This window comes from Streptomyces sp. NPDC034037 (assembly GCF_055575715.1).
Map to the genome: position 1 here is coordinate 384596 of NZ_JBVISC010000006.1, position 18303 is coordinate 402898.

The following is an 18303-nucleotide window of genomic DNA, read 5'->3' on the forward strand; positions in this document are numbered from 1 at the left end:
CTTCCAGCACCGAACGTGTCGGCGCCATTACACAAACGAGCGGGAATGGATCACGGTCGAACGGGGCAGGGGGCACGTTTCCACTCGTTCGGCGTACCCGTCTCGCCCGCACGGCGCCGGGGAACTGCAAGATCCCGGCCGCCGTTGAACACTTTGCGGGGCGTCCACCGCCCGCACCCTTCACCTCGACCGCAGGAGACAGCAATGGCAGGCTTCCTGGACCGCGCCAAAGAGCAGGCGCAGCGCGGCCTCACCCAAGGCAAGCAGAAGCTCGACGAGGTGCAGGAGAAGCGTGCGGGGGACGCTCTCCTGAAGAAGCTCGGCGCGGCGTACTACGCGGAGCGCCGGGGGACCGGTTCCCCCCAGGCCACCCAGCAGGCGCTGGAGGCCGTGGAATCCCACATCGCGACCCACGGGGACGCCTTCTTGCACGGCACCTGACCGGATCGGCTCGCACGCCGCCCGAACAGCCCCCCGGAGGGATTCCGAACAGCTGGTCCGATCTCGGGTCCTCCGGTACAAGCAGGGCATACGAGGCGGCCCGCGGCAGGCGGCCGTCGCGCCCCGCAAAGGAGGCGGCCATGGCCTCACCCATGTCCGCGGGACGCTTCTTGGAGGCACTGCGAGACGAAGGCGTGACCGTCGTCGAGGTCGGCGACTGGGAGCACCACAACCGCGATCACAAGGGCCCCTGGGGCCCCGTGCACGGCGTGATGATCCACCACACCGTCACGTCGGGCAGTGAGCGCACGGTGGAGATCTGCCGCGACGGGCACCCGTCGCTGCCCGGGCCGCTCTGTCACGGCGTGATCACCAAGGACGGCTCCGTGCACCTCGTCGGCTACGGCCGCGCCAACCACGCCGGGCTCGGCGACGACGAGGTGCTGCGCGCGGTCATCGCCGAGAAGCGGCTCCCTGTGGACAACGAGGCCAACACCGACGGCAACCGCCACTTCTACGGCTTCGAGTGCGAGAACCTCGGCGACGGCGAGGACCCCTGGCCCGAGGCCCAGCTGGACGCCGTCGAGAGGGTCTCGGCCGCCATCTGCCGGGTTCACGGCTGGACGGAGCGCTCGGTGATCGGCCACCTGGAGTGGCAGCCCGGCAAGGTGGATCCGCGCGGATTCACCATGGACGAGATGCGTCGGCGCGTCGAGGAACGCCTCAAGTAGCCATCGGGGAGCCCGCGCGCCGTGCTCCTGTCGCCTGACCACCCCCTGCCGGGCGGCGTGCCGCGGGGGACAATGGCGGGGTGCACCCCACCCCGCCCGCCGGTCCGAGCCCCCGGCTCCCGTCGCCGCTGCAGCGCCTACAGGACGAGCGTTTCGACCGGCACGGCGTGCGTCTGCTGCTCAAGCGCGACGACCTGATCCACCCCGAGCTGCCGGGCAACAAGTACCGCAAGCTCGTCCTGAACCTCCGTGCCGCCGCTGACGCGGGCCACGACACCCTGCTCACCTTCGGCGGCGCCTACTCCAACCATCTGCGCGCCACCGCGGCGGCGGGCCGCCTCCTCGGCTTCGCCACGATCGGTGTCGTGCGCGGTGACGAACTCGCCGGACGTCCTCTCAACCCGTCCCTGGCCCGGTGCCGTGCCGACGGCATGCGGCTGCGTTTCGTCGACAGGGCGACGTACCGCGCCAAGCGTGAGCCCGAAACACTCGCCGCGATCCTGCGCGAGGCGGGCGCGCGGTCCCCGTACGTGATTCCGGAGGGCGGCAGCAATGCCCTGGCCGTACAGGGCTGTACGGCGCTCGGAGAGGAACTGCGCGAGCACACCGATGTGGCGGCCGTGGCCTGCGGTACCGGCGGCACCCTCGCGGGCCTGGCCGCCGGCCTGGGCCCGGACCGGCGGGCGCTCGGCATACCGGTCCTCAAGGGCGGCTTCCTGGACGCCGACATAAAGGCGCTGCAACAGGAGACGTTCGGTGCCCCGACCGGCAACTGGCGCCTGGACGACCGCTTCCACTGCGGCGGCTACGCCCGGACGCCTCCCGAGCTGCTCGCTTTCGCCGAGGACTTCGAACGCCGCCACGGCCGGGAAACGGGCCTCTCCGTAGAACGCCTCTACGTCGCCAAGCTCCTCTACGCGCTGACCGCCCTCTCCGAAGAGGGCGCCTTCCCGCCCGGCACGCGGGTCACCGCGGTCATCACCGGGGCCGGCGACACCCCGGCTCAGTCCTCGACCTCCCGGTAGGCCGCCGCCTCCTCCAGGTCCAGTTTGCGCAGCAGCGTCCGCATCATCTCGTCGTCGATGCGCCGCTCGTCCCGCATCCTCACGAACACCTCGCGCTCCGCGGCGATCGCCTCGCGCGCCAGCCGCCGGTAGGTGTCGTCGGCCGACTCGCCCGTCACGGGATTGGGTTGGCCGAGCCGCTCCCACACGGAGTTGCGGCGGCGCTCCAGAACGGTGCGCAGACGGTCCTGGAGCGGTTGCGGGAGGCAGTTGCGCTCGTCCCGCATGAGGTCCTCGACGCGGGCCTCCGCGGCCTGCGAGGCGGCGTTCTGCGCCTGCGCCTCGGCGAGCGTCTGCGCCTGCGCGTCACGGCCCGGCAGCTTCAGGACACGGATCAGCCACGGCAGTGAGAGCCCCTGCACGACGAGCGTGCCGATGACGGTGGTGAAGGTCAGAAACAAGACAAGGTTGCGCGCGGGGAAGGGCTCCCCGTTCTCCATGACGAGAGGGATCGAGAAGGCGATGGCCAGGGAGACCACACCGCGCATCCCCGCCCAGCTGACGATCAGCGGCCTGCGCCAGTCCATGTCGTCCTCGCGCTCCCGGATCCGCGCCGACAGGGCCCGTGGCAGGTAGGTGGCCGGGTAGGACCACACGAACCGCGCCGCGACGACGAGGAGGAACACCCCTGCCGCGTACCAGGCCGCCTGTCCGACGCCGTACTCTCCGAGCCCCTTGAGCACGATCGGCAGTTGCAGGCCGATGAGCGCGAAGACCGACGACTCCAGGATGAACGCGACGACCTTCCACACCGCGGCCTCCTGCAACCGCGTCTCGAAGTCGACCTGCCAGGACCGGTGCCCCAAGTAGAGGGCCACGACCACCACGGCGAGCACTCCGGAGGCGTGCACCTGTTCCGCGGCGGCGTACGCGACGAAGGGGATGAGCAGGGAGAGGGTGTTCTGCAGCATCGCCTCCTTGAGGTGGGTGCGCAGCCAGTGGATCGGCACCATCAAGAGCAGGCCCACGCCGATCCCGCCGACCGCGGCGACCAGGAACTCCCGCACCCCGCCCGACCAGCTCGCGCCCTCCCCGACCGCCGCCGCGAGGGCCACCTTGTAGGCGGTGATCGCGGTCGCGTCGTTCACCAGGGACTCGCCCTGGAGGATGGTGGTGATCCGTGCGGGCAGCCCCACCCTGCGGGCGACGGCGGTCGCGGCGACCGCGTCGGGCGGCGCGATCACGGCGCCGAGCACCAGGGCCGCCGTCAGCGGCAGATCGGGGATCAGCAGGTAGGCGAGCCAGCCGACGGCGAGCGTCGCGAACAGGACGTAGCCGACCGAGAGCAGCGCCACGGGCCTGATGTTGGCCCGCAGGTCCAGGTAGGAGCTCTCCAGTGCCGCCGTGTGCAGCAAGGGGGGCAGGAGCAGCGGCAGCACGATGTGCGGGTCGAGGTGGTAGTCGGGCACTCCGGGGACGTACGAGGCGATGAGCCCGACGCCGACCAGGAGCAGCGGCGCCGGCAGGGGGGTCCTGCGTGCGGCCCCCGCCACCGCGGCGCTCGCCGCGATCAATGCCACCAGGGGCAGTACGTCCATCGGCAGACCCCTCCGCCTTCCGCGTTCTCGTCGTAACCTGGCAATCATGAACGAGTGCCAGCACGTCGCGGCGCTGCCCCACCCCGAGGTGGCCCCGCTGAGCGAGACCTGCCTCGAGTGCCTGGCGGCCGGCAGTCACCCCGTCCAGCTGCGGCTGTGTCTGGAGTGCGGCCATGTGGGCTGCTGCGACTCCTCGCCGTTCCGGCACGCGACCGCGCACTTCGAGGAGACCTCACACGCAGTGATGAGGACCTTCGAGCCGGGAGAGAGCTGGCGCTGGTGCTTCGTGGACGGTTCGATCGTCTGACGCCTGGGTACGTCAACCCGACGCCTCTTCTTTCCAATTGGGCCTGCGAGACCCCTAGCCACTGTGCGTACCCATATGCTTACTATGAGTGACAGCTACGGGGCGGGGTCCCCGGGACACGGAGCTGGGCAGCGCGGTAGCGTCACCGCATAACTACGTGGTGCGTTACCCGTGTGACGCAGTCCGGACCGCCGCTGGGCGGCGGTGCTGGAACCCCGAAAGTGCTTGTACCACCTTGGAGGTGAGGGTGTCCCAGATCGCAGGCGAGCCCGGGAATCAGGACTTCGTGGAGGTCCGCCTTCCGGCTGCGGGTGCCTACCTGTCGGTGCTGCGGACGGCGACGGCCGGCCTCGCGGCGCGTTTGGACTTCACTCTCGACGAGATCGAGGACCTCCGCATCGCGGTCGACGAGGCCTGCGCGATCCTGCTCCAGCAGGCCGTGCCGGGCTCCGTGCTCAGCTGTGTCTTCCGGCTCGTCGACGACTCGTTGGAGGTGACGGTCTCGGCGCCCACGACCGACGGCCGGGCCCCGGAGCGGGACACCTTCGCCTGGACTGTGCTGTCGGCCCTCGCGGGCCAGGTGGACTCCACCGTCGCCGAGGACAACACCGTCTCGATCAGCCTCTACAAGAAGCGCGGCGCGGGACCCGGGCCGGCGTGAGGAACGGGGACGGTCCGGTGCGTGACGAAGAGCGCGGCACACAGAGTCTGCCCGCCGACGGCAGGGAGGGGGTACGCCCTATGGCCACCGGGATCCCCGAACAGCAGGCCAAACCTCACCCGGAGGACCCGGGAAGCCCCGGGCCCATGACGGTGGCCGATGTGTCGGAGCAGGCAGAGCCGACCGCCAAGGGGGAGCCGAAGCAGCTCTCCGGCCGGGGCGGCGGGCGACGGGCGGGAAACATGAGCGAGCAGCACAGCCGGCACGATCCACAGGACCGAAGCGGCGCACGCGCGATGTTCATCGAGCTGCGCGGCCTGCCGACCGGCAGCGTGGAGTACGCGGAACTGCGCAATCAGCTGGTCCGCATGCACCTGCCGCTCGTCGAGCACCTGGCCCGCCGCTTCCGCAACCGCGGCGAGCCCCTCGACGACCTCACCCAGGTCGCCACGATCGGTCTGATCAAGTCGGTGGACCGCTTCGACCCGGAGCGCGGCGTGGAGTTCTCCACGTACGCGACGCCGACGGTCGTCGGTGAGATCAAGCGCCACTTCCGCGACAAGGGGTGGGCGGTCCGGGTCCCCAGACGCCTCCAGGAGCTGCGGCTGTCGCTGACGTCGGCCACGGCCGAGCTGTCCCAGCTGCACGGCCGCTCACCCACGGTGCACGAACTCGCCGAGAAACTGGCCATCTCCGAGGAGGAGGTCCTGGAGGGCCTGGAGTCGGCCAACGCCTACTCCACCCTGTCGCTGGACGTCCCGGACACCGACGACGAGTCCCCGGCCGTGGCGGACACCCTGGGCGCCGAGGACGAGGCCCTGGAAGGTGTCGAGTACCGCGAATCCCTCAAGCCACTCCTGGAAGACCTTCCCCCGCGCGAAAAGCGCATCCTGCTCCTGCGCTTCTTCGGCAACATGACCCAGTCGCAGATCGCGCAGGAGGTCGGCATCTCGCAGATGCACGTCTCGCGTCTGCTCGCGCGCACGCTCGCGCAGCTGCGCGAGAGGCTTCTGGTGGAGGAGTAGCGGTTACTTCTCGCCCGGTACGCCGCCGGGGCCCCGGATGCCCAGGGCCTCGGTCGTCGCGGGGTGGACCAGGAGCACCAGCGAGGCGACCGCCACGACGGCGAGGGCGATCCCGGCCGGGATCGCCGCGCTGTCGGCCTGGAGCAGCTGCCAGGCCACCGGCAGGGCCATGATCTGGGTGATGATCGCGGGGCCGCGGCTCCACCGGCGCAGCCTCAGCAGACCGCGGGCCGCCAGCAGCGGCAGCAGTGCGAGGACGATCAGGGTGACACCACCGGTCTCGGCCTGCCGCGGATTGTCGGGCGACCCGGCGAGACCCATCACGAGCATGTAGACGCCCCCGGCGAGCAGGGCGAGGCCCTCCAGCGCGGTCAGGGCGGCAGCGGCGGTCAGCCGCGCGGGACGCGGGCCCGACTCGGCCGGTTCCGGGGCTTGAGGGGTGGATTTCCGCTGAGTGCTCACCCCAGCAGGGTAGCTCCGCGTAGCCGCGCACCGGCACCTCGGTCTGGGTCGGGTAAAGGCCGCTGGGTAGGCTTCTGGGCATGCGTGCACTCCTCGTGGTCAACCCGGCGGCAACCACCACCAGTGCGCGTACGCGTGACGTGCTGGTCCACGCGCTGGCGAGCGAGATGAAGCTGGAGGCGGTCACCACGGAGTACCGCGGGCACGCCCGGGACCTGGGCCGGCAGGCCGCGGAGAGCAAGGACATCGAGCTGGTCGTCGCCCTGGGTGGCGACGGCACGGTCAACGAAGTCGTCAACGGCCTGCTGCACCACGGTCCCGACCCGGACCACCTTCCGCGTCTCGCGGTCGTCCCCGGCGGCTCCACCAACGTCTTCGCGCGCGCCCTGGGGCTGCCGAACGACGCCGTGGAGGCCACCGGCGCCCTGCTGGACGCCCTGCGCGAGGGCAGCGAGCGCACGGTGGGGCTCGGCATCGCCGGCGGCACGCCGGGCACCGAGGACGAGGCCATTCCCTCGCGCTGGTTCACGTTCTGTGCCGGTCTCGGCTTCGACGGAGGCGTGGTCGGCAGAGTCGAACAGCAGCGCGAGCTGGGCAGACGGTCGACGCACGCCCTCTATGTGCGCCAGGTGCTCCGCCAGTTCCTGGACGAGCCCCACCGGCGGCGCGGGATGATCACGGTGGAGCGCCCCGGCGAGGACCCGGTGACGGACCTGGTGATGTCGATAGTCTGCAACACCTCGCCCTACTCCTACCTGGGCAATCGTCCCCTGTACGCCTCTCCGCAGGCCTCCTTCGACACGGGCCTGGACGTGCTCGGTCTCAAGAAGCTCTCCACGGCCGCGGTGGCCCGTTACGGGACGCAGCTCCTGACCTCCACGCCGGAGCGGGGACCGCACGGTAAGCACGCGGTCACGCTGCACGACCTCACCGACTTCACCTTGCATTCGAAGGTCCCGCTCCCCCTCCAGATGGACGGCGACCACCTGGGACTGCGCACGAGCGTGACGTTCACAGGCGTTCGCCGTGCACTGCGTGTGATTGTGTGAGTGGAAGGGCCCAAAGTCCTTTCACTCGAACGTTTAGGCCAGGGTCCACCCCATAGAAGTACGGCTGTGACCCAGTCGACACTGAGGAATCAAAAAAAACTTTCCTGAAGGGGTTGTATCCGCCGCCGAGGTTTGCGAATCTCTACATGGCGATCGGGACGGCCCGCAACATCGGCCCCACAGAGAGCCAGAACCCCTCCTCCATCACAGGTCCACACCAGGCGACTGGGCGTCGGCCCTTCCCGTGTCGAGGGATTCGTGAAAGCGTTCACATTCACAAGCAACAGCATGTAATACCAAGGAGAGGTAGCAGCCATGGACTGGCGTCACAACGCCGTTTGCCGCGAGGAAGACCCCGAGCTCTTCTTCCCCATCGGCAACACCGGTCCTGCGCTGCTGCAGATCGAGGAAGCCAAGGCCGTCTGCCGCCGCTGCCCCGTCATGGAGCAGTGCCTGCAGTGGGCGCTTGAGTCCGGCCAGGACTCCGGCGTCTGGGGTGGCCTCAGCGAGGACGAGCGCCGTGCAATGAAGCGCCGCGCCGCTCGCAACCGTGCACGCCAGGCCAGCGCCTGACGCCCACGCCCCCTACGAGCCTCAGCTTGGCGGCGCGTACAGCGAGTACGCATCTCCCGCCCCCGAGCCGCAGCCGCGCAGTACCCCCGATGCGCATCGCAACGTGAGCAGTGAGCCCCGGACCGAAGTGGTCCGGGGCTCACTGCTGTGTCCAGCGCTTCCTGCCCACCGAGTGCCCGCCGCGTGCCCACCGAGTGCCCGCCGCGTGCCCGCCGAGTGCCGGGCGCCTGCCTGCCGGCTACTGACGGCTACTGGCGGTTACTTGTCCGCGCGGACCGGGACGTCGAGGAGGACCTTGGTGCCGCGCTCCGGGGCGCGGACCATGTCGAAGGTGCCGCCGAGCTCCCCCTCCACCAGGGTGCGCACGATCTGGAGACCGAGGTTGCCGGAGCGGTGCGGGTCGAAGCCCTCGGGGAGACCGACCCCGTCGTCCTGCACCGTGATCAGCAGCCGCGTGTCCTTGGTCGTACCGCCGCGCACCGCCGACACCTCGACCGTGCCGGTCTCCCCTTCCCGGAAGCCGTGCTCCAGGGCGTTCTGCAGGATCTCCGTGAGGACCATCGAGAGGGGGGTCGCCACCTCCGCGTCGAGGATGCCGAATCGTCCGGTGCGCCGGCCCGCGACCTTCCCGGGCGAGATCTCGGCGACCATCGCGAGGACCCGGTCGGCGATCTCGTCGAACTCGACGCGCTCGTCCAGATTCTGCGAGAGCGTCTCGTGGACGATGGCGATGGAGCCCACCCGGCGCACCGCCTCCTCCAGTGCCTCCCGGCCCGTGGCCGAGTCGATGCGCCGGGCCTGGAGGCGCAGCAGCGCGGCGACCGTCTGGAGATTGTTCTTCACCCGGTGGTGGATCTCCCGGATGGTCGCGTCCTTGGTGATCAATTCCCGTTCGCGGCGGCGCAGTTCGGTGACGTCGCGCAGGAGTACGAGAGAGCCGATGCGGGGCCCCTTGGGCTTGAGCGGGATCGCGCGCAGCTGGATCACCCCGTCGCCGCCCTCGATCTCGAACTCGCGAGGCGCCCAGCCGCTGGCGAGTTTGGCCAGTGCCTCGTCCACCGGGCCGCGGGACGGGGCGAGTTCGGCCGTGGCCCGGCCCAGGTGGTGACCGACCAGGTCGGAGGCGAGCCCCAGACGGTGGTACGCGGAGAGCGCGTTCGGTGACGCGTACTGGACGATGCCGTCGGCGTCGAGCCTGAGCAGTCCGTCCCCCACACGGGGGGAGGCGTCCATGTCGACCTGTTGCCCCTCGAAGGGGAACGATCCCGCGGCGATCATCTGCGCGAGGTCGGACGCCGACTGGAGGTAGGTCAGCTCCAGGCGCGAAGGGGTACGGACAGTGAGCAGGTTGGTGTTGCGGGCGATCACCCCGAGGACGCGCCCTTCCCTGCGTACGGGGATGGACTCGACGCGCACCGGGACCTCCTCGCGCCACTCCGGGTCGCCCTCGCGCACGATGCGGCCCTCGTCCAGGGCGGCGTCGAGCAGGGGGCGGCGGCCGCGCGGGACGAGGTGGCCGACCATGTCGTCCTGGTAGGAGGTGGGGCCGGTGTTGGGCCGCATCTGCGCCACGGAGACGTAGCGGGTGCCGTCGCGCGTGGGGACCCACAGGACGAGGTCGGCGAAGGAGAGGTCGGAGAGCAGCTGCCACTCCGAGACCAGCAGATGCAGCCACTCGAGGTCGGAGTCGCCGAGGGCGGTGTGCTGGCGTACGAGGTCGTTCATGGAGGGCACGTGTGCGAGCGTACCTGCCGTGTGCGGCGGGTCCTGTCGGGGAGATTCCCGACGAGCCGCGGCGCCAGGGCGGGACCCTCAACCCGCCCACGGCACCGCAGCCCTTCAGGTGCACCGGCCGCCAGAATGTGCGGTACTGGCGGGCCGATCGTGAGGATCCGGCGCGGTCAGGGCAGAGAGCGCCGGCTCCTCGGTCCGCTCTCCTGTGCGGGAAGAGCGGAGGCTTTACCCACGCATTGTGGACTAGACCATTCTCCCCTGTCTACGCGTGCGCGGGATCTTTGCATGGCGGCCGCGTCCGTCAGGGGCTCCTCCTCGGCCGTCAGACTCCATTGTGCGCCCGCGGAGCCTGTGGCCACGCCCGCATGGCCAGCTCGGCGACCGCTTCCAGCTGTTCCCTGGTGGCACCGTCCCTCGCCTGCTGGGACATGCCCTGGAAAACCGCCCCCGTGTAGCGGGCGAGCGCCGCCGGATCGACGCTCGCCGGCAGTTCCCCCGCCGCGACCGCCGCGCGGATGCGGGACTCGATGCCCGCGATGGTGGCGTTGCGCCGCTCGCGGAGGCCCTCCTCCACCTCGGGCGTCGTGCAGTTGGTGGCCGCGGTGATCACCAGGCAGCCCCGGGGGTGGTCCGGGGCGGTGAACTCGGCAGCGGCCTCGCGCAGCAGCCGCGCCACGGCGCCGCGGGCGGTCGGCTCCTCGTCGAAGGCGCGCCCGCTGAAGGCACCGTGCGTGACCCCGTACCGCACGACGACCTCGTCGAAGAGCGTCCGCTTGTCCCCGAACGCGGCGTAGAGGCTGGGTGCCCCGATGCCCATGACCCGCGTGAGGTCGGAGACGGAGGTGCCCTCGTACCCGTGCTCCCAGAAGGTGCGGAGCGCCTGCTCCAGCGCCGTCTCACGGTCGAAGGAGCGGGGGCGTCCGCGCTGTTTCGTCGCCATGGGGTGAATTGTATAGCGGGCACTAGAAAAACGGTCCGGGGTTGGGTACGGTTTCTTTCTGTAGCGACCACTAGAGAAAGAGGGAGCGTCCGCCATGGGTGCATCCACGGGCAGGCTCGCGGGGAAGACAGCGCTGGTCACGGGCGGTGGCCGGGGTATCGGGCGGGGCATCGCCGAGCGGCTGGGGCGGGACGGGGCGCGGGTCGCCGTGCACTACGGCACCAATGAGACGGCCGCGAAGGAGACGGTGACCGCGATCGAGGCGGCGGGCGGCTCGGCCTTCGCCATCGGCGCGGAGCTGGGCGTGCCCGGTGACGCCGAGGCGCTCTGGGCGGAGTTCGACCGGCACGCGGAGGGACTGGACATCCTGGTGAACAACGCGGGCATCGGGCTGTACGCCCGCGTGGGAGAGGTGCGGGAGGCCGACTACGACCGCGTGTTCGCCGTCAACGCCAAGGCGCCGTTCTTCGTCGTGCAGCGGGGACTCGACCGCCTGCGCGACGGCGGACGGATCATCAACATCTCCTCCGGCGTCACCCGGATCGCCTTCCCGATCACGGTGGCGTACTCGATGACGAAGGGCGCGGTGAACGTCATGACCCACACCCTGGCCCAGGAGCTGGGCCCACGCGGCATCACGGTCAACGCGGTGGCGCCGGGGATCATCGAGACGGAAATGATGGACGGCGCGCCCGAGGAGACGCGGGCGGAGATGGCCGGCTATTCGACGTTCGACCGCATAGGCCGGCCCGCCGACGTGGCGGACATCGTCGCCTTCGTCGCGTCGGACGACGCGCGGTGGATCACGGGCCAGTACATCGACGCGACGGGAGGATCGGCGCTGGGGCTGTGAGGGCGGCGGGCCCGGACGCCGGCCGCGACGCGAGCCCGGCAGGGAGGTCTGCGTTCGAGGGGCGCGCGGGTGGCCGAGGGGTGAGCATGGACGGCGGGAAACAAGTGTTCCCGTGACGCGGCTCTGCTAGATTGGTCTATACCACCAGTCCTGGTGAGTACCCGTCCCCTCTCCAGATCGGCAGGCCCAGCGTGGAAGTTGTCATCGTCCCGGACGCCAAGGCAGGCGGCGAGCTCATCGCGGAGGCCATGGCCGCCCTGGTGCGCCGTAAGCCTGACGCCCTGCTCGGTGTCGCCACCGGCTCCACCCCGCTGCCCATCTATGAGGCGCTGGCCGCCAAGGTCGCCGCCGGTGAGGTGGACGCCTCGCGGGCTCGGATCTGCCAGCTCGACGAGTACGTGGGGCTGCCCGCCGGGCACCCGGAGTCCTACCGTTCGGTCGTGCTGCGCGAGGTCGTCCGGCCGCTCGGGCTGAGCGAGGCCTCGTTCATGGGGCCCGACGGCAGTGCCGAGGACGTGCAGGCGGCGTGCGAGGCGTACGACAGGGCGCTCGGTGAGGCCGGCGGCGTGGACCTCCAGCTGCTGGGGATCGGGACCGACGGGCACATCGGGTTCAACGAGCCCTGCTCGTCGCTCGCCTCGCGCACGCGCATCAAGACGCTGACCGAGCAGACCCGGGTGGACAACGCGCGCTTCTTCGACGGGGACATCGAGCAGGTTCCGCACCACGTCATCACCCAGGGCATCGGGACGATCCTGGAGGCGCGGCACCTCGTGCTGCTGGCCACGGGCGAGGGCAAGGCGGACGCGGTGGCCGCGACGGTGGAAGGGCCGATCGCGTCGATCGTCCCCGCGTCGGCGCTCCAGCTGCACCCCCATGCCACGGTCGTCGTGGACGAGGCGGCGGCGTCCAAGCTGAAGCTCGCGGACTACTTCCGGCACACCTACGCCAACAAGCCGGAGTGGCAGGGCCTGTAGGAGCCTCCACGCCGGGGACCGGCCCGGGGGCGGAACCGGCGCACAGGCGTTCCGCTCCCCCGCACGCATGTCGAAGGGGCGTCCCCAGTCGGGGGGGCGCCCCTTCGGCGTGCGGTCACTGCGGTCAGCGGGCTCAGGGAGACCAGCGAGGTCAGACGCCGGTGATGACCTCGGCTGCCGCCTCGCCGCAGACCCTCGCCGCGCCGCGCGTGGCGATGTGCAGGGCGCCGGTCGGGGCGGACTGGGGGACGCCCATCTCGACCACCACCGTGTCGGGGCGGGCGGCGGTGAGCGTGTCCAGGGCCGCGGACATCCAGCCGTGGCGGTGCGCGTCGCGGACCACCGCGACGATGCGCCGCTCCCCCGCGGCCGCGAGGGCCTCGGCGCCCGCGGTGGCGCCGGTGAAGCTGCCCGAGGCCGTGCCGGGAAGCCGGCGTTCGAGTTCGGCGGTGACGCCCCACGGCGTCTCGTCGCCGACCGCGATGTTCGGCAGCGGTGTGAAGGTGGCGACGTAGGGCGGCTCGGTGACCGGGGCCGCGTAGGTCCCGCCGCGGGTGACCGTCAGCGCGCGGCGGGCCGCGACGAGGCCGATTCCGGTGTCGGGCGCGCCCCCCGAACGCTCGGCCGCGCCCGACACCGAAGCCCAGCCCGCCAGCGCCCGCACGCGGTCGGCGGCGTCGGCGAGACGTTCCTCGGACAGTTCGCCCGAGCGCACCGCGGCCACGAAGGCGTCCCGCAGCCGCAGCACGGTCCCCTCGTCGGAGGGCCCGCCGCCCACGCAGATCGCGTCGGCGCCCGCGGCGACGGCGAGGACGCAGCCGCGCTCGAAGCCGTACCGGCCCGCGATGGCCTGCATGTCCATGCCGTCGGTGACGATGAGGCCGTCGTAGCCGAACTCGCCGCGCAGCAAGTCGGTGAGGATGCGGCGGGAGACCGTGCCGGGGTTGTCCGGGTCCAGGGCGGGGGCGAGGATGTGGGCGCTCATCACGGCCCGGGTGCCCGCGGCGATGGCGGCGCGGAACGGCGCGAGGTCGCGGGAGTTCAGCACGTCCCGGTCGACGTCGATGACCGGCACGGAGTGGTGCGAGTCGATCGCCGTGTCGCCGTGTCCCGGGAAGTGCTTGGCGGAGGTCGCGACGCCGGACGACTGCATGCCCTCGATGTACGCGGCGGTGTGCCGGGCCACGAGGAGCGGGTCCGCGCCGAAGGAACGTACGCCGATGACGGGGTTGTCCGGGTTGGCGTTGACGTCCGCCGACGGCGCCCAGTTGAAGTTGATGCCGCAGGCGGCGAGGCGGCGGCCGAGGTCGGCGGCGACCTCGCGGGTCAGCGCCGCGTCGTCGACGGCGCCGAGCGCGTGGTTGCCCGGGTAGGAGGAGCCGGTGCGCACCTCCAGGCGGGTGACGTCGCCGCTCTCCTCGTCGATCGCGACCAGGAGGTCCTCGCGTCCGGCCCGCAGCTGGGCGGTGAGGGCAGCCACCTGCTCCGCGCTCTCGACGTTGCGCCCGAACAGGCCGACGGAGGCGAGGCCCTCGTCGATCCTGCGGCGCAGCCAGTCCGGGGCGGTGGTGCCGTCGAAGCCGGGCTGGAGGACAGCCAGGGCGTTGCGGGTGAGGGTGTCACCGGCGTGGGCCAGAGTCGTCATGGTGAGTTATCCCTTCACTGCGCCGTCGGTCAGGCCGCTGACGGCCCTGCGCTGCAGGAAGACGAAGAGGATCAGGATGGGCAGGGCGAAGAGCGAGGCCGCGGCCATCGTGGCGCCCCAGTCGTCGCCGAAGGCGGTCTGGAAGCTGGAGAGCCACACCGGCAGGGTCTTGGCGTCGGCTTCCTTGTTGAGCACGAGGACCAACGGGAACTCGTTCCAGGCGGTGATGAAGCCGAAGAGCGAGGTCGACATCAGGCCCGGGGCGAGCAGCGGCAGGATCACCCGGCGGAAGGCCTGCATGCGCGTGCAGCCGTCGACCATCGCGGACTCCTCCAGCTCCTTGGGCACGGCGGCGACGAAGCCGCGCAGTGTCAGGAGGGTGAAGGGCAGGATCATCACCATGTAGAAGAGGGTGAGCGGGATCAGGCTGTTCAGCATGTCGGCGTCGCGCACGATCATGTAGATCGCGATGACCATGACCTCCCAGGGCGCCATCTGGGCGAGCATGAAGCCGATGATGAAGCCGCGCCGACCCTTGAAGCGCATCCGGGCGAGGGCGAAGGCCGCGGTCACGCCGATGACGAGCGAGAAGACGACCGCGAGGACCGTGACGGTGATGGAGTTGCCGACCATGGTCCAGAAGTGGTCGGCGTCCATGGCCGTCCTGAAGTGTTCGAACGTGGCGTCGGTCGGGAACCAGACCGGGTCCTCGCTGATGATGTCGCCGGTCGGCTTGAACGCCGTGGCGAACATCCAGTAGACGGGGAAGACGAAGACGAGGAAGAGAAGGACGGCGGTCAGGTTGGGCCAGATCCGGCCCAGCGGCGAGCGCTTCACAGCTCGTCCTCCTCTTGCTTGAGCACGATCCGCAGGTAGTACGAGGTGATGGCCAGCAGGATGAGGATGGTGAGCAGCGCGATGGCCGCGCCCATGCCGAAGTGCTGGTTGCCCATGCCCTCGATGTAGGCGTAGACGGGCAGGATCTCGGTGAGCCGGTCCGGGCCGCCCTCGTTGAGGGTGAAGACCTGCACGAACGCCTTGAAGACCCAGATGATCTCCAGGAACGTCGTGGCGTAGAGGAAGGGCCGCAGATACGGCAGCGTCACCTGGGTGAACTGCTTCCAGGCGCCGGCGCCGTCCAGCGCGGCCGCCTCGTACAGCTCCTTGGGGATGGTCGTCGTGGCGGCGTAGAGGTTGATCGCCACGAAGGGGATCGACTGCCAGACGATCAGGAGCAGGACCACGAAGAAGGTGGAGTACTGCGTGGCGAGCCAGTCGTGGTCCGCCATCGACTCGAAGCCGATCTTGGCGAGGATCCAGTTGACGACGCCGAAGCGCTGCGCGAACAGCCACTGGTAGACGGTGGTCGAGGCGACGACGGGCATGGCCCAGGCGAGGACGAGGCCGACCATGAGCAGGGTGCGCATCTTGCGGCCGAGCCGTGCGAGGAGCAGGCCGACCAGCGTCCCGAGGATCATGATCAGTACGACGTTGGCGGCGGTGAAGACGACCGAGCGCCCGGTGACCCGCCAGAAGTCCTCGCCGGTGAGGACCTCCTTGTAGTTGTCGAATCCGTTCCACTCCGTGAGGTGCAGAATGAACTGCCTCATGTTGAGGTTCTGGAACGACAGGATCCCGTTGTTGACCAGCGGCCAGCCGAGCAGCAGCACGGTGGCGACGATCGCGGGGGCAAGGAGCAGATAGGGCGTCAGGCCGGCGAGACGCCCCGGGTCCTTGCGCGGGCCGCGTGGTCGTGGTCCGCCGTCGGGTGTCTGCACCTCCGTCGGGCCGGAGGGCGGCCGTTCGGTCTTCTGCACGGTCATGCTCGCCATCTCTTTCGTGGGCATCGCGGTACGCAGAGGTGTGCCGGGGCGGCGGGGGCAGGTCACCCGCCGCCCCGGCAAGAGGCGCGTCCTTACTGCTTCTGCGACAGGCGCTTGTTCAGCTCGCCCTCGACCTGCTTGGCGGCGTCGGCCGGCGACTTACCGTTGAGCACCGCGGTCATGTAGTTCTTGATCGGGTTCGGCGGGTTCTCGACCGCGCCCCACTCCGGGATCAGCGGGGTGGTGCCACCGCCGACGGCGGCGGGAGCGGCGGCCTCGGCGGCCGGGTTGCCCTTGAGGTTGGACTCCAGCGCCTTCTTGTTCGGGATCTGGCCGCCTTCCTTGGCGAACTGGCCCTCGAACTTGTCGGACAGCGCGATCTTCAGGAACTCCTTGGCCAGCTCCTGCTTCTTGCTGGTCGCCGCGACGGCGAGGTTGGAGCCGCCGAGGAAGACGCCCTCGGGCTTGTCGGCCGTGGGGCCGGGGATCGTGAAGTAACCGATGTCCTGCTCGATCTTCGGGTTGGCCTTGATGGCCGTGGGCGCTTCCCAGCTCATGCCGATGAAGGCGCCGGTCTTGCCCTTGGCGAAGACCTCGGCCTGCTGCGGGGTGGCCTCGTCCTTGTTCTTGGGGGCCTTGGAGAGCTTCTGGAACTCCTGGTACGTCTTCATGGCCTTGGCGACCTTCGGGTCGTCCAGGTTGGAGACGTACTTGTCGCCGTCCTTCTTGACCAGCTGGGCGCCCTCACCGATGGTCAGGCCGACGAAGTGGTACCAGTTCTGGCCGGGCAGGTAGATCGGCTCGGCGTCCGTCTTGGCGCCGATCTGCTTGAGGTCCTTGAGGAACTCGTCGCGCGTCTTCGGGGTCTTCTTGATGCCGGCGTCGGCCCAGATCTTCTTGTTGTAGATCACGACGCGGTTGAGGACGAACCACGGGGCGGCGTACTGCTTGCCGTCCACGACCGAGGACTTGTTCATCGACTCGGTCCAGTCCGCGCCGATCGACTCCTTGAGGTCGCCCAGCTCGGCGAGGCCGCCGGTCTTGGCGTACGCGGGGGTCTGGGTGTTGCCGATCTCGAAGACGTCGGGAGGGTTCTCTTCGGAGAGGGCGGTGGTCAGCTTCTGCTGGATGCCGTTCCAGGTCTGGATCTCGACCTTCAGCTTGGCGCCGGTCTTCTTCTCGAAGGCGGCCTTGACGTCCTTCTGCCACGTGTCCGGCGTCGAGCCGTCCATGGTCCAGAGCGTCAGCGTCTCGCCCTTGAAGCCGTCGGCACCCCCGGCCTTCTTGTCCCCGTCGTCGCCGCCGCACGCCGCGACCGAGACCAACATGCCCGCGACACCAATGGCCGCTATGAGCTTGCGCTTCACGTTCACCCTCCTCAAGGGATGCCAGTCAACCCCCCACCCGCAGCGACCGAATGGACCGAGATCTGCCCGTGGGACTGGAACCTGGTCTTTAATGGTGTAGACCAGTACCGGGAGCTTGGCCTAGACCTATAGGGGTGTCAAGGGTGTATAAGAAGGGCAGTCGCGTCCGTTATCGGACCGACACCTGAGCGGGCAAGGCCCTCCCCCGAGCTCTCGACTTCGCTCGACCAGGGGGCGCCCCCGTGGCCCGGTCCGTGCCACGATGTGAGCCGCGACAGACGGAGGAGCCGGTGACGGCAGCAGCACAGGAGCCGGGAAGGCAGGCCATGGGCACCGAAGCGGGCAGCACAGGGACCGAAGTGAGCGCGCCCTCGGAGGCCCCGGCCGTCGGCCGCACCGCGCGCGTGCCCAAGTACTACCGGCTGAAGCGGCACTTGCTCGACATGACGGAGACGCTGCCGCCCGGCACCCCCGTCCCCCCCGAGCGCACGCTCGCCGCCGAGTTCGACACCTCGCGCACGACCGTCCGCCAGGCCCTCCAGGAACTGGTCGTCGAGGGCCGCCTCGAGCGCATCCAGGGCAAGGGCACGTTCGTCGCCAAGCCGAAGGTGTCCCAGGCCCTGCAACTGACCTCCTACACGGAGGACATGCGTGCCCAGGGCCTGGAGCCGACCTCCCAGCTCCTGGACCTCGGCTACATCACCGCCGACGACACCCTCGCCGGGCTGCTCGACATCGGCACGGGCAGCCGCGTGCTGCGCATCGAGCGGCTGCGCCTGGCCAACGGCGAGGCGATGGCCATCGAGACCACACACCTGTCCGCCAAGCGCTTCCCCGCGCTGCGCCGCTCCCTGGTGAAGTACACCTCGCTCTACACCGCGCTCGCCGAGGTCTACGACGTCCATCTCGCCGAGGCGGAGGAGACCATCGAGACCTCCCTGGCCACCCCGCGCGAGGCGGGTTTGCTCGGCACCGACGTCGGCCTGCCGATGCTGCTGCTGTCCCGGCACTCGCTGGACGCGGCGGGCCGGCCGGTGGAGTGGGTGCGCTCGGTCTACCGCGGCGACCGCTACAAGTTCGTGGCCCGCCTCAAGCGCCCCACGGACTGACCCG

Annotated in this window: 19 protein-coding genes; 11 read left to right on the plus strand and 8 right to left on the minus strand. The window is 70.2% G+C overall.

Annotated elements, in window-relative coordinates:
* Nucleotides 1–204 precede the first annotated feature (204 nt).
* The 3 genes from ACZ516_RS22910 (at nucleotide 205) to ACZ516_RS22920 (ending at nucleotide 2197) form a co-directional block, all read left to right on the plus strand.
* The gene (locus tag ACZ516_RS22910) at nucleotides 205–441 is read left to right on the plus strand and encodes a hypothetical protein (RefSeq protein WP_358582550.1); all 237 of its coding nucleotides are present in this window, start codon (nucleotides 205–207) and stop codon (nucleotides 439–441) included.
* Nucleotides 442–581: 140 nt separating this feature from the next.
* Nucleotides 582–1172, plus strand: a complete 591-nt coding sequence (locus ACZ516_RS22915) for an N-acetylmuramoyl-L-alanine amidase (protein ID WP_358696980.1) — start codon at nucleotides 582–584, stop codon at nucleotides 1170–1172.
* An 80-nt stretch (nucleotides 1173–1252) separates the two neighbouring features.
* A complete protein-coding gene (locus ACZ516_RS22920) occupies nucleotides 1253–2197 on the plus strand; it encodes a 1-aminocyclopropane-1-carboxylate deaminase/D-cysteine desulfhydrase (RefSeq protein WP_469011532.1) in 945 nt (314 codons plus the stop codon).
* Here ACZ516_RS22920 and ACZ516_RS22925 read toward each other — a convergent pair.
* Complete coding sequence (locus ACZ516_RS22925) at nucleotides 2176–3774, minus strand: Na+/H+ antiporter (RefSeq protein WP_358582559.1); 1599 nt, start codon at nucleotides 3772–3774, stop codon at nucleotides 2176–2178. The two genes, ACZ516_RS22920 and ACZ516_RS22925, sit on opposite strands and share 22 nt — an antisense overlap.
* A gap of 46 nt (nucleotides 3775–3820) precedes the next feature.
* On the opposite strand from ACZ516_RS22925, the gene ACZ516_RS22930 reads away from it, so the two are divergent.
* From ACZ516_RS22930 to ACZ516_RS22940, 3 genes are all read left to right on the plus strand, one after another.
* Nucleotides 3821–4081 carry a UBP-type zinc finger domain-containing protein gene (locus tag ACZ516_RS22930; protein WP_358582562.1) on the plus strand — a complete coding sequence of 87 codons (261 nt, stop codon included), beginning with the start codon at nucleotides 3821–3823 and terminating at the stop codon, nucleotides 4079–4081.
* A 247-nt stretch (nucleotides 4082–4328) separates the two neighbouring features.
* Nucleotides 4329–4742: an ATP-binding protein gene (locus ACZ516_RS22935; protein WP_030780840.1), complete on the plus strand. Its 414-nt coding sequence runs from the start codon at nucleotides 4329–4331 to the stop codon at nucleotides 4740–4742.
* On the plus strand, nucleotides 4739–5767 hold the full coding sequence (locus ACZ516_RS22940; RefSeq protein WP_469011533.1) for an RNA polymerase sigma factor SigF: 1029 nt from the start codon (nucleotides 4739–4741) through the stop codon (nucleotides 5765–5767). Before ACZ516_RS22935 ends, ACZ516_RS22940 begins: the two co-directional genes overlap by 4 nt.
* A 3-nt stretch (nucleotides 5768–5770) precedes the next feature.
* On the opposite strand, the gene ACZ516_RS22945 is transcribed toward ACZ516_RS22940, so the two are convergent.
* Complete coding sequence (locus ACZ516_RS22945) at nucleotides 5771–6229, minus strand: hypothetical protein (protein WP_358582568.1); 459 nt, start codon at nucleotides 6227–6229, stop codon at nucleotides 5771–5773.
* An 80-nt stretch (nucleotides 6230–6309) separates the two neighbouring features.
* On the opposite strand from ACZ516_RS22945, the gene ACZ516_RS22950 reads away from it, so the two are divergent.
* The gene (locus ACZ516_RS22950) at nucleotides 6310–7278 is read left to right on the plus strand and encodes a diacylglycerol/lipid kinase family protein (protein WP_361079503.1); all 969 of its coding nucleotides are present in this window, start codon (nucleotides 6310–6312) and stop codon (nucleotides 7276–7278) included.
* 315 nt (nucleotides 7279–7593) lie between these two features.
* Entirely contained in the window at nucleotides 7594–7851 is a 258-nt protein-coding gene (locus ACZ516_RS22955) for a WhiB family transcriptional regulator (RefSeq protein WP_016639615.1), read from the plus strand.
* Nucleotides 7852–8109: 258 nt separating this feature from the next.
* Here the strand turns inward: ACZ516_RS22955 and ACZ516_RS22960 are convergent, their stop codons facing one another.
* Nucleotides 8110–9576, minus strand: a complete 1467-nt coding sequence (locus tag ACZ516_RS22960) for a sensor histidine kinase (RefSeq protein WP_361079726.1) — start codon at nucleotides 9574–9576, stop codon at nucleotides 8110–8112.
* A gap of 331 nt (nucleotides 9577–9907) precedes the next feature.
* Nucleotides 9908–10525 carry a TetR/AcrR family transcriptional regulator gene (locus tag ACZ516_RS22965; RefSeq protein WP_361079505.1) on the minus strand — a complete coding sequence of 206 codons (618 nt, stop codon included), beginning with the start codon at nucleotides 10523–10525 and terminating at the stop codon, nucleotides 9908–9910.
* A gap of 94 nt (nucleotides 10526–10619) precedes the next feature.
* Here ACZ516_RS22965 and ACZ516_RS22970 point away from each other — a divergent pair, with 94 nt between their 5' ends.
* Nucleotides 10620–11378 carry an SDR family oxidoreductase gene (locus ACZ516_RS22970; RefSeq protein ID WP_469011534.1) on the plus strand — a complete coding sequence of 253 codons (759 nt, stop codon included), beginning with the start codon at nucleotides 10620–10622 and terminating at the stop codon, nucleotides 11376–11378.
* 191 nt (nucleotides 11379–11569) lie between these two features.
* Nucleotides 11570–12355, plus strand: a complete 786-nt coding sequence (nagB, locus tag ACZ516_RS22975; RefSeq protein WP_358582580.1) for a glucosamine-6-phosphate deaminase — start codon at nucleotides 11570–11572, stop codon at nucleotides 12353–12355.
* 151 nt (nucleotides 12356–12506) lie between these two features.
* Here nagB and ACZ516_RS22980 read toward each other — a convergent pair whose 3' ends face one another.
* The 4 genes from ACZ516_RS22980 to ACZ516_RS22995 all read right to left on the minus strand — a co-directional run bounded on the left by ACZ516_RS22980 (nucleotide 12507) and on the right by ACZ516_RS22995 (nucleotide 17190).
* Nucleotides 12507–14000: a glycoside hydrolase family 3 protein gene (locus ACZ516_RS22980; protein WP_469011535.1), complete on the minus strand. Its 1494-nt coding sequence runs from the start codon at nucleotides 13998–14000 to the stop codon at nucleotides 12507–12509.
* 6 nt (nucleotides 14001–14006) lie between these two features.
* A complete protein-coding gene (locus ACZ516_RS22985) occupies nucleotides 14007–14837 on the minus strand; it encodes a carbohydrate ABC transporter permease (RefSeq protein ID WP_358582586.1) in 831 nt (276 codons plus the stop codon).
* Nucleotides 14834–15823 (minus strand): carbohydrate ABC transporter permease, encoded by a 990-nt coding sequence (locus ACZ516_RS22990; protein WP_358582589.1) that lies wholly within the window; start codon nucleotides 15821–15823, stop codon nucleotides 14834–14836. The genes ACZ516_RS22985 and ACZ516_RS22990 overlap by 4 nt, the downstream gene beginning before the upstream one ends.
* Nucleotides 15824–15915: 92 nt before the next feature.
* The gene (locus ACZ516_RS22995; RefSeq protein WP_358582592.1) at nucleotides 15916–17190 is read right to left on the minus strand and encodes an extracellular solute-binding protein; all 1275 of its coding nucleotides are present in this window, start codon (nucleotides 17188–17190) and stop codon (nucleotides 15916–15918) included.
* A gap of 326 nt (nucleotides 17191–17516) precedes the next feature.
* Here ACZ516_RS22995 and ACZ516_RS23000 point away from each other — a divergent pair, with 326 nt between their 5' ends.
* Nucleotides 17517–18299, plus strand: a complete 783-nt coding sequence (locus ACZ516_RS23000) for a GntR family transcriptional regulator (protein ID WP_469011610.1) — start codon at nucleotides 17517–17519, stop codon at nucleotides 18297–18299.
* Nucleotides 18300–18303 lie beyond the last annotated feature (4 nt).